This window comes from Polynucleobacter sp. HIN11, assembly GCF_030297675.1.
Classification (GTDB): Bacteria; Pseudomonadota; Gammaproteobacteria; order Burkholderiales; family Burkholderiaceae; genus Polynucleobacter.
Genome location: NZ_AP028142.1, coordinates 1,116,920 through 1,131,409, shown reverse-complemented (window position 1 = coordinate 1,131,409; position 14,490 = coordinate 1,116,920). Strand labels below are relative to the sequence as shown.

At 51.1% G+C, this 14,490-nt stretch carries 9 protein-coding genes; 5 read left to right on the top strand and 4 right to left on the bottom strand.

What is annotated here, in order from left to right:
* Nucleotide 1: 1 nt before the first annotated feature.
* The 4 genes from QUE60_RS05935 to QUE60_RS05920 all read right to left on the bottom strand — a co-directional run bounded on the left by QUE60_RS05935 (nt 2) and on the right by QUE60_RS05920 (nt 5,685).
* The gene (locus QUE60_RS05935) at nt 2-3,100 is read right to left on the bottom strand and encodes an efflux RND transporter permease subunit (RefSeq protein WP_286226404.1); all 3,099 of its coding nucleotides are present in this window, start codon (nt 3,098-3,100) and stop codon (nt 2-4) included.
* On the bottom strand, nt 3,097-4,362 hold the full coding sequence (locus tag QUE60_RS05930; RefSeq protein WP_286226403.1) for an efflux RND transporter periplasmic adaptor subunit: 1,266 nt from the start codon (nt 4,360-4,362) through the stop codon (nt 3,097-3,099). Before QUE60_RS05930 ends, QUE60_RS05935 begins: the two co-directional genes overlap by 4 nt.
* A 71-nt stretch (nt 4,363-4,433) precedes the next feature.
* On the bottom strand, nt 4,434-4,883 hold the full coding sequence (gene rnhA / locus QUE60_RS05925; protein WP_286226402.1) for a ribonuclease HI: 450 nt from the start codon (nt 4,881-4,883) through the stop codon (nt 4,434-4,436).
* Between the two features lie 7 nt (nt 4,884-4,890).
* Complete coding sequence (locus QUE60_RS05920; protein ID WP_286226401.1) at nt 4,891-5,685, bottom strand: class I SAM-dependent methyltransferase; 795 nt, start codon at nt 5,683-5,685, stop codon at nt 4,891-4,893.
* 41 nt (nt 5,686-5,726) lie between these two features.
* Here QUE60_RS05920 and gloB point away from each other — a divergent pair, with 41 nt between their 5' ends.
* The 5 genes from gloB to carB all read left to right on the top strand — a co-directional run bounded on the left by gloB (nt 5,727) and on the right by carB (nt 14,476).
* Nucleotides 5,727-6,545, top strand: coding sequence for a hydroxyacylglutathione hydrolase (gene gloB, locus QUE60_RS05915; protein WP_286226400.1), 819 nt, complete (start codon nt 5,727-5,729; stop codon nt 6,543-6,545).
* A gap of 1 nt (nt 6,546) precedes the next feature.
* Nucleotides 6,547-7,941 carry a transglycosylase SLT domain-containing protein gene (locus QUE60_RS05910; RefSeq protein WP_353506031.1) on the top strand — a complete coding sequence of 465 codons (1,395 nt, stop codon included), beginning with the start codon at nt 6,547-6,549 and terminating at the stop codon, nt 7,939-7,941.
* Nucleotides 7,942-7,981: 40 nt separating this feature from the next.
* The gene (locus QUE60_RS05905) at nt 7,982-9,859 is read left to right on the top strand and encodes a propionate--CoA ligase (protein WP_286226399.1); all 1,878 of its coding nucleotides are present in this window, start codon (nt 7,982-7,984) and stop codon (nt 9,857-9,859) included.
* Nucleotides 9,860-10,049: 190 nt separating this feature from the next.
* Nucleotides 10,050-11,228 (top strand): glutamine-hydrolyzing carbamoyl-phosphate synthase small subunit, encoded by a 1,179-nt coding sequence (carA, locus tag QUE60_RS05900; RefSeq protein WP_286226398.1) that lies wholly within the window; start codon nt 10,050-10,052, stop codon nt 11,226-11,228.
* Nucleotides 11,228-14,476 carry a carbamoyl-phosphate synthase large subunit gene (gene carB / locus QUE60_RS05895; protein ID WP_286226397.1) on the top strand — a complete coding sequence of 1,083 codons (3,249 nt, stop codon included), beginning with the start codon at nt 11,228-11,230 and terminating at the stop codon, nt 14,474-14,476. The genes carA and carB overlap by 1 nt, the downstream gene beginning before the upstream one ends.
* Nucleotides 14,477-14,490: the final 14 nt, after the last annotated feature.

Genomic DNA, 14,490 nt, shown 5'->3' with positions numbered 1-14,490 from the left:
CTCAGGCATCCTCAAGATCTTCTGGGGGTATCTCAAGGGGTCCTCGACCGGCATAACGATCCAGATACAGATAAATAACGGGGGTAATGAACAAGGTGACAAATTGGGAAAGCACAAGACCGCCCACAACACTTACTCCTAGGGGTTGACGCAACTCAGCGCCCGCGCCAATTCCCAAAGCAAGAGGTAGTGCTCCTACAACAGCGGTGAGGGTCGTCATCATAATGGGTCGAAAGCGCAAGATACAGGCTGAGCGAATCGCTTCGGTAGGGCTCATCCCTTGCTTGCGTTGCGCCTCAAGGGCGAAGTCGATCATCAAGATGGCGTTTTTCTTCACAATTCCAATTAGCATCAGAATGCCAATCGTCGCAATGATGGTGAGTTCCATCCCAAACATCCATAAAGAGAGAAGGGCGCCGATCGCTGCGGAGGGCAAGCCGGCCAAAATAGTGATTGGGTGAATGTAGCTTTCATACAGAACACCGAGCAAGACATAGATCACTGCGAGTGCGGCAATAATCAGAATAAATTGCCCACTTTGATTGCCTTTGAAGACCTTCGCATCTCCACCATAGCTTGTGATGATGGAGGATGGAAGCTTAATCTCTTTCACGTATTTCTCAATTGCATCGGTGGCTTGCCCGAGGGCGACATCGGGCGCTAGATTAAATGAGAGAGTTACCGCCGGAATCTGCCCTTGATGGTTGACCGCGGTTGGGCCAATGGTGCGCTTGAAGCTAGCAAGACTTGAGAGTGGAATCAATTGATTGGTTGAGCGCCCTCGTACAAAGACTTTGCCTAGATCGGTTTCAAATTGCCGCTGATCTTCGGCGGTCTCCAAAATGACGTAATAGGTGTTGACACTTGTGTAAATGGTGGAGACCTGACGTTGACCAAAGGCGTTATACAGAGCCTGACGAATATCCGCAATCGTGACTCCCGCTTGCGCCGCCTTCTCACGATTAATATCAATTTGCACATTGAGGCCGCGCAGTTGAGAATCCGAGGTCACATCCCGAAAGAGGGGGTCGCTACGCAATTTCTCCAGCATCTTCTCAGACCATTCATTCACCCCCTCAAAACCAACACTTTGCAAAGTAAATTGATAACGGCTTTTACTGGAACGTCCACCTAATTGAAGGTTTTGAATTGGCCGCATGAACACCTGTAGGCCGGGGACATCTCTAAACTTTTTACGAAGGCCCTCAAGAACTTCAGTCATAGACTCCCGCTCGCTGCGGGGCTTGAGCACAATAAAGAAGCGGCCGGTATTGCTACCCGCGCTTAGGCCACCACCTAGAATCGAGACAAAACTCGCCACATTTGGATCATTGGCCACAATCTCAGCAGCACGATCTTGTAGCTCCAGCATCGCCTTGTAGGAGATATCTTGATCGGCCTCGGTCGTTGCTGTGATTTGTCCAATATCCTCCTCCGGAAAAAATCCCTTTGGCGTATACACAAACATTGCAATGGTGATCACAAATGTTGCAATTGCTAACCATAGCACTTGTTTGCGCTTTTGTAGCGCTAAGTCCAAATAATGCACATAGGTCTTCTGGGTCCAATCAAACCAGCGATCAAAGTGACGGTTAATTGCATATTCGCGAGCATGCTGCCCAGGTTTTGGAAGATAGCGGCTGCAAAGCATCGGTACTAGGGAAAGCGATACCACAGCAGAAACCAGGATAGCGAGTGAAACGACTACGGCAAACTCACGAAACAGTAGTCCGATCGGACCTTCCATAAAAAAGAGTGGGATGAAAACAGCCACCAAGGAGAGCGAAATGGAAATGATCGTGAAGCCGACCTCGCGACTCCCTTTGAGGGCGGCTTTGAGTGGACTCATACCCTCATCCACATAACGCACGATATTCTCAAGTACCACAATGGAGTCATCCACCACCAAACCTACAGCGAGCGTAATGCCTAACAGCGAGACGTTATCCAAGCTATAGCCCATGAAGTAAAGCAGGAAGAAGGCGCCAATCAGTGAGATGGGCAGGCTTAAGGATGGAATGATCGTGGCTGAGAGGTGCTTGAGGAACAGGAATATCACCAGGACTACCAAGGCCACGGTTAACGCCAGGGTGAAGTTGACGTCAGCAATCGCCTCCCGAATCGAAGTTGAGCGATCGTTGACCAGTGTGAGTTTGATCGAGGCTGGTAGTTGTTTCTCAAACTGCGGGATCATCGCTTTCACCGCATCCACCACCTTGACCGTATTGGCATTGGGCTGACGCTGAATCGCTAGCGCAATCGAGCGCTCACCATTGGTGGTGGAGAGGGTACGAACGTTCTCATAACTCTCAACCACATCAGCCACATCGCGTAGATAGATGGGTAAACCATTCTTTTGTGCAATCACGAGGTTGGCAAAATCCGAAGCACTCACTAATTGCTTATTGGCATAAATAGTGAGTAGCTGCCGTGGGCCCTCTAAAACACCCACGGGGGTATTTGAGTTCGCTTTATTGATGGCGATCGAGAGATCTTCCATCGTGAGGTTATGGGTTGCTAGGGAGTCGGGCCGCGCTTGCACACGAATGGCATAGCGCTTAATGCCATACACAATAATTTGAGCCACCCCATCAATCGTGGATAGCGTTGGAGAAATCAGGTTCTCGGCGTAATCGTTGAGCTCGGATAAATCCATCGATGGCGAGGTCATGCCGATGATGAGGACCGGCGCATCGGCAGGGTTGACCTTGCGATAGGAGGGTGGCACGGTCATCTCGATCGGTAAGCGACGCTGGGCGCGCAACAGTGCCGCTTGTACATCAACCGCGGCTTTATCAATGTCGCGATCGTTATTAAATTCGAGGGTGATGTTTGTTGTTCCCAAGAAATTGGTGGAACTGATCACCGTAATGCCATCAATGGTCGAGAACTCCTTCTCGAGAGGCAGGGCAACCGAAGACGCCATATTTTCGGGAGAGGCGCCTGGTAATGAGGCTGATACAGAAATTACTGGTGTATTAAAACTAGGCAAGGCCGCAACCGGAATACGGGTGTACGCTACTGCGCCAGCAATGACCGTCACTACTGAGAGCAGGACGGTCATAACAGGCCGTCGGATACAAAGCTCAGAGAGCGTCATTTTTTGTCAGCAGGTTTGGATTCAGGTTTGGGAGCCTCAGCAGGCTTGGCAGGCGCTGCCTTGTTTTCTCGGATCTTGGTGCCGGGGCGTAGATTCTGTTTGCCTTCGATTACCACGCGCTCGCCAGCCTCCACGCCTGTGATAGCAGCTTTGCCCTGGTACTCATAACTCACTTTGATCGGTTTGAGGTTCACCTTATCTTCAGCGCCCACTACATAGATAAAGCGTCCGCGCGGATTAATCACTACCGCTTGGGATGGAACCAAAATGGCGTCTTTTAAGGTATTGGCTTCAAGTTTGACCCGAGCAAATTGTCCAGGCAATAGAGTACGTTTGTCATTCGCAATTTGTGCCTTAACGCGAACCGCCCCGATTGCTGGATCAACCTGGTTATCGATGACCAAGACTTTCCCCTCGTAGACCTGGGTACGGTTATCGCCTACCGTCACCGATACCTTTAAGTTGGCAGGATCAGTTTGCATCAATAAAGGGATATTGTCCTCGCCCACGATAAATTGCACGTTGATGGGGTCTAGCTGAGTAATTGTGACCATCGCACCTAAGGCAGTGGTTGCGGTAGAGCTTGAGGTGGTGGTTACGATATTGCCAGGTGCTACCAAGGAGCCAGGGAACACATTAATAATTCCTGCACGCCCATCAATTGGAGCGCGAATGTAATCAAAGGAGAGTTGCACCTCAGCAGCACGCGCAGTAGCGGCAGCGGACTTAGCATTGGCTTCGGCAGTATCTAAACCTGCCTTGGAGATAAAGTTTTGAGCAACCAACTCTTTGGCGCGTTGTAACTGACGCTGTGCATCATCGGCTACGGCTTTGGCTTTATCGTAATTGGCGCGATCATTGCGATCGTCTAAGGTGAACAGCAGTTGCCCTTTCTTCACCTCTTGACCTTCTTTGATGTGGACTTCTTTAACCACATTGCTAACCTGCGGACGGATATCCACAATATTAGCCGCCACAACTGTGCCGGTTGACTCAATGATGATGGGGATATCTTGTTTTTCGAGGACCAGAGTAACCACTGTTTGCGGCCCACCGCGTTTACTTTCGGGCGGAAAAAAATGATCGTAGGCTTTATCACCGGCATAAATGAGTACCAGGATCGCTAGGACCCACCATTTGCGCTTCATCAGAAACGCCATAAATTGTTTGAGGTCGATTTTCTGGAGCTGGGTGACCAGTTGGCAACCCCAGGCCATGATGGTTTGTTTGACTCGAGCTAAAAAGGATGGAGGTTTGGTCACAGAGCTAGTCTAAATTGCTTTGTTATTTAAAGAGTTAAAGCATTCTCTCATAAGCCTAGGTGGGGTGCAGATCAGTTATTGGATAAATAGGCTTCCACACCTTGATTGGCGAGTTGATCGGCCAGTTCGTTCCCAGGATGGCCGTTATGGCCGCGGACCCAGTGCCACTGAATCTCATGTAGGGGTAAAAGGGCGTCGAGCTCCTGCCAAAGATCGACATTCTTGACCGGGGATTTATCAGCCGTCCTCCACCCCCGAGCCTTCCATCCGGCGAGCCACTCACTCACTCCTTTTTGGACGTATTGGGAGTCGGTATAGAGGTCCACCACGCTGGCTTGCTTAAGCGCCTTGAGTGCGTGGATCACCGCACTAATTTCCATCCGATTATTGGTGGTGTCATGGGCTCCCCCATGCAAGTGTTTCTCATGCGCGCCTGATCGCAGCACCACACCCCAGCCACCAGGACCGGGATTGCCTTTGCAAGCACCATCGGTGTAGATCGTAATATGGGGTTTACTCATGCGCTCTTTATACCTCTTCAGTCACCCGATGGGAAGTTTGCTGAGCAGCTGGGTTGAGTTGTGGGAGCGCTTGTAAGGCTTGTTTGGGAACGCGTCCTACCAAACGGGTGCCCGGATGGCGCTTAATTGCCGAGATTAAAAAGACCGAGCCAAAGATCGGCCACCAGCGATTACCCATTTTTTCAAGGAAAGCCATGCGGGCGATATTTTTCTCTTTGCGCAGTGGCAGGCGATAGCAGGCAAAGTGACCACGATCGAGAGAGTAGTCGAGTAACTTCAACCAATCCTTAACACGCAGCAAACTTAAGAACTGACCCTCACGCGGTAAATAGTTTTTACCGATTAATCGTCCTGCATATTGCCGCAAGCCCCAGAGGCTCGCTGGATTAAATCCAGAGATCACGACTCGACCTTCGGGTATTAAGACACGATCGACCTCGCGCAGAATTTGGTGCGGATCTTGGGCAAACTCCAAGACATGCGGCAGCACCACTAAATCGATGGATTGATCGGCAAATGGTAATTCTTCCGGGATCCCTTCAATCGGTTGATAGGGCAGATCACCATCGGCTTTTGCAATCCCGTGGGGAAGTAACATCAATTTGAGTGAAATACGATTTTCTGCGAGGGTATTGATTTGCGGTAAACCAATTTGCAAAGCGTAATAGCCAAACACATCGACGACCGCTTGATTAAAGAGCTCTTGCTCGGATTTGAGGATGTATTGTCCCGGAGGCGATTGCAGCCAAGTCTCCCACGAACTCTCGGGCGGAGTGTTGGTCTGCACGTTTAGCGGGGTCATTGGTATCATAGAAGGATTATCTTGTGTCCTAAGGTGTTGCCGTGGTTACAAATTCCTTATTGCAAGTGTGGCCCATACCCGCCTTTACTGACAACTACATCTGGTGCATACACGATCAACAGTCGGCTATTTTGGTTGACCCTGGTGAAGCAAAGCCAGCGATTGATTATTTAACTCAGCAGAACTTACGTCTTACCGGAATTCTAATCACTCATTACCACGCTGACCATATTGGAGGATTACCAGAGATCCTCGCGTGGGCAAGTCAAGGGGGTCTCTCAGTCCCAGTGTATGGCCCCGCGGCTGAGGATATTGCCTTGCGCAGTCACGCACTCTTTGAGGGTGATACCGTCCGCTTTGATGAGCCGCCCATTCAATTAAACGTCCTAGAAGTCCCTGGACATACCTTGGGTCACATTGCTTACGTGGCACGCAGCGAGGATAACGCTGGACAAACCTCAAAATTGTTTTGCGGCGACACACTCTTTGCTTCCGGTTGTGGACGGCTCTTTGAAGGCACCCCCACTCAAATGTCGAGCTCACTGGCCAAGTTCTTGGCCTTACCTCCTGATACGCTGGTGTACTGCACCCACGAGTACACCTTATCCAATATTCGGTTTGCACTCGCGGTCGAGCCAGATAATTCAGATCTAATCGAGTGGTCGCAAACCGCCGATGCCTTACGTCAGCGCAATCAACCCACGGTACCCACGACGATTGCCCATGAGAAGCGGGTTAATCCATTCATGCGCTGCGATCAAGCCCCAGTCATTGCCGCTGCGCGTGCACAAATTGGGCAAGACCTCAAAAGTTCCGCCGAGGTTTTGGCGGTCGTGCGGGCCTGGAAGGATCGCTTCTAAGATGATGCGCCGTTCACTCCTACTAATTGCCAGCGCAGCTGTTCTGGTGTTGAGTGGCTGCGCCAGTACTTCGCCCGAGTGGTCCTCAAGCACTGATTCAAGGCGTGACCCGCGGGCAGCCAAAGCGCCGCGTGTGGATCTTAGTAAGCAATCGGTGAGCAGCATCATGGCACCTTCGAATGATCTTTGGATCCAGATTCGGCAGGGCTTTCAATTACCCGAGCTCGATAGCCCCTTGGTCGAGCAGCAAACCCAATGGCTGGTTAAGCGTCCAGATTATGTCAATCGTTCGATGGCACGCTCGTCTCGCTATCTCTTCTACATTGTTGAAGAAGTTAATCGTCGCAATATGCCCACCGAGATCGCACTCTTGCCATTTGTTGAGAGCGCCTTCAATCCTGAAGCCAAGTCGACCGCCAAAGCCATGGGGATCTGGCAGTTCATGCCCAGAACCGGTCAGGACTTTAAGTTAACCCAGAATGTTTTCCGGGATGAGCGACGTGATGTCTTGCAATCCACGAACGCCGCTCTCGATTATCTTCAGCGCCTGTATAAACAATTTGGTGATTGGCAGCTCGCCCTCGCTGCCTATAACTGGGGTGAGGGGAATGTGGCCCGTGCGATTAAGCGCAATCAAGCCCAGCGTAAGCCCACGGATTACCAGAGCCTCACGATGCCACGCGAGACCCGTGAGTATGTGCCTAAGTTGATGGCCTACAAAAACATTGTGCAAAACCCAGCTGCATACAACATCGTGTTACCGGAGCTTGAGAACCACCCTTATTTTGTAGCGATTGATGTGACCCGCGATATTGATGTCGATGTTGCTGCCCAATTAGCCGAAATGTCTTTAGAGGATTTTCGTAATCTCAATCCGGCATTTAATAAACCCGTGATCTTGGCCGCAACCGATCAGCAAATGCTCTTACCTTTTGCGCGTGCCGAGCTCTTTCAAATGAACCTGGCAAGCTACACCAAACCCTTATCGTCTTGGACTGCACTCAAGGTCACCAAGAGTGAGACCCCTGAGCAATTGGCAACTCGTCTGGCTTTAAATCCGGAAACGATTCGGGATGTCAATAACATCCCCCGTGGCATGCGGATCCGGGCGGGATCAACCGTTCTGATCCCCAAACCCCCAGGAAAACAGTCGGATATTTCTGAGTATTTGGCCGAGCATGGGCAGTTGAAGCTCGACAGGGCAGTCCCGCCTAAACCCAAGACCAGTAAGCCGGCTCAGGCAAGCACTGCAAGCAAATCGGCCCCCAAAAAGGCCGCCAACCCTAAGACCGCAAGTACTCAGCAAAAATCCCCATCGACAAACACCACAAAATCAGCGAAAACTGGTACTACCTCCGGCTCTGGAGTAAGTGCCAGTGTAAAAACGGCTCCTTAATTCCTGGCCATTGATTATTTTGCTGTGAAGGGAATGCAGGATGAGTGTTGGCTACAAATCGTTTCATGAGAACTCCATTCGGGATCCAAAATCATTTTGGTCCGAGCAGGCTAAATTAGTTGATTGGCATCAGCCGTTTTCACAAGTCCTTGATTATTCCAATCCACCCTTTGCGAAGTGGTTTGTCGGTGGGCAAACCAATCTGTGCCATAACGCCGTAGATCGGCATTTGAAGGATCGCGCCAACCAAATCGCACTGGTTGCAGTCTCGACCGAAACCAATCAGGAGCACGCCTACACATTTGCAGAGCTGCACGATGAGGTCAATCGTATGGCTGCGATCTTGCAAGCCAACGGCGTGAAGAAGGGCGATCGTGTTTTGATCTACATGCCAATGATTGCGCAGGCCTGTTTTGCAATGCTCGCCTGTACCCGCATCGGTGCGATTCATTCAGTCGTGTTTGGTGGATTTGCATCGCATAGTTTGGCTTCACGCATCGATGATGCAAAGCCCAAAATGATTATTACTGCTGAGGCCGGAATGCGCGGTGGCAAGGCCGTGCCCTATAAGCCACTCCTCGACGAGGCGATTACGCTATCAACTGCTAAGCCTGAGAAGGTTCTGATTGTGAACCGCGGCCTCTCAGAGTTCACGACCGTGGCCAATCGTGATTTGGATTACGCCACTGAGCGTGAGAAGCATCTCAATACCAAGGTTCCCGTCGAGTGGGTCGATGCAACGCATCCATCCTATATTTTGTACACCTCGGGCACTACTGGCAAACCCAAGGGGGTACAGCGTGATACGGGTGGTTATGCCGTTGCACTCGCAAGCTCAATGCGTCTGATCTTTGGTGGCAATCCGGGTGAGACGATGTTTACCACCTCCGATATTGGTTGGGTGGTGGGGCATAGCTACATTATTTATGGCCCACTCATTAACGGCATGGCCACCATCATGTACGAGGGTACGCCCTTGCGCCCTGATGCGGGTATTTGGTGGAGCTTGGTTGAGAAATACAAGGTATCGGTGATGTTCTCTGCCCCCACGGCGGTGCGAGTACTCAAGAAACAGGACCCCGCCTTCCTCAGTAAATACAACTTATCGACGCTGCGGACATTGTTCTTGGCCGGTGAGCCACTCGATGAACCAACGGCATCATGGATTCATGATGCGCTGAAGAAGCCGGTGGTTGATAACTACTGGCAGACCGAGACCGGTTGGCCAATCTTGGCGATTCAACGAGGTGTGGAGGTCATGCCACATAAATTTGGCTCGCCCGGTGTACCGGTCTATGGCTACAACATGAAACTGCTTGATGAAGCAACCGGTGCTGAGTTGGGTTCGGATCAAAAGGGCGTAGTTGCGATTGAAGGGCCATTGCCACCGGGATGTATGCAAACCGTCTGGGGCGATGATCAACGGTTTATTAAAACCTATTGGGAGACCGTGCCTGGCAAGATGGTGTATTCCACTTTTGATTGGGCGATTAAAGATAAGGATGGTTACTTTTTCATCTTGGGTCGTACCGATGATGTGATTAACGTCGCTGGACATCGATTAGGAACTCGCGAGATCGAGGAGAGTATCTCAAGTCACGCTAATGTCGCCGAAGTGGCAGTTGTTGGTGTGGAAGATCAACTCAAGGGTCAGGTAGCAATTGGCTTTGTGATTGCAAAAGATCCAAGCAAAACCGAGACCATGGAGGCGGAGGTCATGAAAACCGTCGACTCTCAATTAGGAGCGGTCGCGCGACCAGCACGGGTCTACTTGGTGAGTGCATTACCAAAGACGCGTTCGGGCAAGATTGTGCGCCGCGCATTGCAAGCCGTTGCGGAGGGGCGCGATCCTGGGGATATCAGCACGATGGAAGATCAATCGGTTCTGGCGCAGATTAAACAGGTGATTGGAAAGTAGCTTGGCAAAGTAAACCGTTTTGCGTGAAGGCAGGGTGAGGGGCAGAGAACTGGTATCATTACGTTATCAGTAACTAATAATTTGCCCTAGCGCTTAAAGACACTTACCTCCCCGCAATTTCGCCTCGGGTTTGTCTTTTGGGGCAAAAAGTGTTGGACGGCAACAGGGTATTGGAGATTGTTTGTCGCCCTTGCTTCCTTCCTTTCCCCCCGCTGTTTTAGCACTTGCTGATGGATCCATTTTTTCTGGTCAAAGTATCGGCGCTCCTGGCGAGACCAGTGGTGAAGTTGTTTTTAATACCGCATTAACGGGTTATCAAGAAATCATCACTGATCCCAGTTACGCGCGTCAGCTTGTTACCTTAACCTATCCGCACATCGGCAATGTGGGCGTTAATGCCCAAGACGCTGAGTCAGCACAAATCTACGCTGCCGGCCTCATCATTAAAGATCTCTCTGCACGTGTCTCGAACTTTCGAGCCGAAGATAGTCTCGATCATTACTTGCGTGCTGCTAAGGTCCCTGGTATCGCCGGTATTGATACCCGCAAGCTCACGCGTTTATTGCGTGACCGCGGCGCTCAATCGGGCGCCATCGTGGCTGGGAAGATCGGCGATGATGTAGAGGCGCTTGCCAAGCGTGCTCTAAACCTAGCTAAGGCATTTCCTGGAATGGCAGGTCTCGATTTGGCGCAAGTGGTTAGCACCGATAAAGCCTATGAGTGGCAAGAAGGTGAGTGGCAGTTGCATGGCGAGCAGGGTAAGCCTGCATTCAGAATCATGAAGAACCCAACGAAGCGCGTTGTGGCCTATGACTTTGGTGTGAAACGCAATATTCTGCGTATGCTGGCTGAGCGCGGTTGTGCGCTCGCAGTCGTGCCTGCCAAAACCCCGGTGGCTGAAGTGTTGGCCTTAAAGCCCGATGGCGTATTTTTATCCAACGGCCCTGGCGACCCCGAGCCCTGTGATTATGCGATTAGTGCGGCTCAAACCATCATTAGTAAAAATATCCCAACCTTTGGTATTTGCTTAGGTCATCAGATCATGGGCTTGGCTGCGGGCGCGAAGACCTTAAAGATGAAGTTTGGGCACCACGGTGCAAACCATCCTGTCAAAGATCTAGACAGTGGTCGGGTGGCAATCACCTCACAAAACCATGGCTTTGCAGTCGACGCAAAGACCTTGCCAAATGATTTGCGGGTGACGCATATTTCCTTATTTGATGGATCTTTGCAGGGCCTAGCCTGGAAAGATAAGCCAGCATTTTGTTTTCAGGGGCACCCAGAGGCTTCCCCAGGCCCACATGACATTGCCTATTTATTTGACCGCTTCATGCACCTCATGAATGCCGCTGGCCAAGGAGCTCGCTAATGCCAAAGCGTACAGACATTCAGAGTATTTTGATCATTGGCGCTGGTCCGATTGTGATTGGCCAAGCTTGCGAGTTTGATTACTCAGGTGCGCAAGCATGCAAAGCTCTGCGCGAAGAGGGCTACCGAGTCATTCTGGTCAACAGCAATCCAGCAACGATCATGACCGATCCGGAGATGGCCGATGTCACCTACATCGAGCCGATTACCTGGGAAGTGGTGGAACGCATCATTGCCACCGAGAAGCCCGATGCGATATTGCCCACCATGGGTGGTCAGACCGCACTCAACTGCGCTCTCGATTTGCATCGTCATGGCGTTCTCAAAAAATACAACTGTGAGTTGATTGGTGCATCTCCTGAGGCAATTGATAAAGCCGAAGATCGTCAGAAGTTTAAAGACGCGATGACCAAAATTGGTTTGGGTTCAGCCAAGTCTGGGATTGCGCATTCGATGGACGAGGCGATCGCGGTTCAGCAACGTATTCAAGCAGAGACCGGTAGCTCAGGATTCCCGGTGGTCATTCGCCCCTCGTTCACCATGGGTGGATCGGGCGGTGGTATTGCATACAACCGCGAAGAGTTTGAAGAGATTTGCAAACGCGGTCTTGATCTGTCGCCAACGCGGGAGCTTTTGATTGAAGAGTCTCTCTTAGGCTGGAAAGAGTTTGAGATGGAGGTGGTGCGCGATCGGGCTGATAACTGCATCATTGTTTGCTCGATTGAGAACTTAGACCCAATGGGCGTTCATACCGGGGATTCGATCACGGTAGCTCCCGCACAAACGCTCACTGATAAAGAGTATCAAATCATGCGCAATGCCTCGATCGCGGTCTTGCGTGAGATTGGCGTAGATACCGGTGGCTCGAATGTGCAGTTCTCGATTAATCCAGTTGATGGCCGCATGATCGTGATTGAGATGAACCCGCGGGTCTCGCGCTCATCCGCTCTTGCATCGAAGGCCACTGGCTTCCCCATTGCCAAGGTCGCTGCCAAATTAGCCGTGGGCTATACCTTAGATGAGTTACAAAACGATATTACGGGTGGTGCCACGCCGGCATCGTTTGAGCCCAGCATTGACTATGTCGTCACCAAGATCCCACGCTTTGCCTTTGAGAAGTTCCGTGAAGCGGATCCACGCTTAACCACCCAAATGAAATCCGTGGGCGAGGTGATGGCGATTGGCCGCACCTTCCAAGAGTCCTTCCAAAAAGCCCTGCGCGGTCTTGAAGTGGGCGTTGATGGTCTCGATGAGAAATCCACTGATCTTGAAGACATCATTGCCGAGATCGGTGAGCCTGGCCCGGATCGCATTTGGTATGTGGCTGACGCCTTTCGTATGGGCATGGGAATCGATGAGGTTTACGAAGAGACCAAAATTGACCCATGGTTCTTGGAGCAAATTGAAGAGCTCGTTGAGATTGAGAATGCCGTTAAAGAGCATACCTTGGCAAGCCTGAGCGCTGCAGAAGTACGGTTCTTAAAGCAAAAAGGATTTTCAGATCGTCGTCTCGCCAAATTATTGAAGACCGATGCGACGGCGGTGCGTCAAGCGCGTCATCGTCATGGCGTATTCCCAGTCTACAAGCGAGTCGATACTTGTGCAGCCGAATTTGCAACCAATACGGCATACATGTACTCCACCTACGAAGCACAGCATGGCGAGTGCGAGTCTCAGCCCACGCAGCGCGAAAAGATTATGGTGCTCGGCGGTGGGCCCAACCGGATTGGCCAGGGTATCGAGTTTGATTACTGCTGCGTCCATGCGGCACTGGCAATGCGCGATGATGGTTACGAGACCATCATGGTGAACTGCAATCCCGAGACCGTATCAACCGACTATGACACCTCGGATCGTCTGTACTTTGAGCCTCTGACCTTAGAGGACGTACTAGAGATTGTCGCCAAGGAAAAGCCCAAGGGTGTGATTGTGCAATATGGTGGTCAGACCCCATTGAAGCTTGCCCTTGATCTTGAGGCAAATGGTGTGCCGATTATTGGCACATCGCCTGACATGATTGATGCTGCCGAGGATCGGGAGCGCTTCCAAAAACTCCTTCATGACCTCAAATTACGTCAGCCGCCCAATCGCACTGCACGTGCTGAGGATGAAGCATTAAAGCTGGCCGAAGAGATTGGTTATCCCTTAGTGGTTCGTCCTTCTTATGTGTTAGGTGGGCGAGCCATGGAGATCGTGCACGATGGTCGTGATCTTGAGCGATATATGCGCGAGGCCGTCAAGGTATCGAATGACTCACCGGTATTATTAGACCGCTTCTTAAACGATGCGATTGAGTGTGATGTGGATTGCATCTCCGATGGAGCTCGAGTGTTCATTGGTGGGGTCATGGAACACATTGAGCAAGCGGGTGTACATTCGGGTGATTCGGCCTGCTCATTACCACCATACTCTTTATCGAAAGAGACCATTGCTGAGCTTAAGCGCCAAACTGCGGCGATGGCCAAGGGTCTGAATGTCGTTGGTTTAATGAACGTGCAATTTGCCATTCAGCAAAGCGACGGCAAGGACACTATCTTTGTTCTTGAGGTTAACCCACGGGCATCACGTACGGTGCCCTATGTCTCCAAAGCAACTGGCTTACAGTTAGCAAAGATCGCAGCGCGTTGCATGGTGGGGCAGAGCCTCGATCAGCAGGGTATCGCAGAAGAGGTGATTCCTCCGTACTACTCGGTTAAAGAGGCGGTGTTCCCATTTAATAAGTTCCCAGGCATTGATCCGATCCTGGGTCCTGAGATGCGCTCCACCGGTGAGGTGATGGGCGTGGGTAAGACCTTTGGTGAAGCTTTATTCAAATCACAGTTGGCGGCGGGTATCAAATTACCGAAGAGCGGTAATGTGGTGTTGACCGTTAAAGATAGTGATAAGCCTCTCGCCGTTGCGGTTGCCAAGCTCTTGCATGAGATGGGCTTTCCGATGGTCGCCACCAAAGGGACTGCCGCAGCCATTGCCGCAGCGAATATTCCGGTATCGGTTGTGAACAAGGTCAAAGAGGGTCGTCCTCACATTGTCGACATGATCAAAAATGGTGAGATCACCTTGGTATTTACAACCGTGGATGAAACCCGTAATGCAATTGCGGACTCTCGTTCGATCCGAACTACCGCACAAGCCAATGGTGTGACCTACTACACCACAATTAGTGCGGCACGTGCGGTAATGGAAGGGATGCGGGCGAAGGATTCGCTCGAGGTGTATTCCTTACAGAATTTACACATTTCGCTTAGCTAGACTAAAATCGAGCT

Bases quoted from the DNA above. Each gene is read 5' to 3' on its own strand.
- QUE60_RS05935 (WP_286226404.1), bottom strand. From the start codon at position 3,100: ATGACGCTCTCTGAGCTTTGTATCCGACGGCCTGTTATGACCGTCCTG.
- rnhA (WP_286226402.1), bottom strand. From the start codon at position 4,883: ATGAGTAAACCCCATATTACGATCTACACCGATGGTGCTTGCAAAGGC.
- QUE60_RS05920 (WP_286226401.1), bottom strand. From the start codon at position 5,685: ATGACCCCGCTAAACGTGCAGACCAACACTCCGCCCGAGAGTTCGTGG.
- QUE60_RS05910 (WP_353506031.1), top strand. From the start codon at position 6,547: ATGATGCGCCGTTCACTCCTACTAATTGCCAGCGCAGCTGTTCTGGTG.
- QUE60_RS05905 (WP_286226399.1), top strand. From the start codon at position 7,982: ATGAGTGTTGGCTACAAATCGTTTCATGAGAACTCCATTCGGGATCCA.
- carB (WP_286226397.1), top strand. From the start codon at position 11,228: ATGCCAAAGCGTACAGACATTCAGAGTATTTTGATCATTGGCGCTGGT.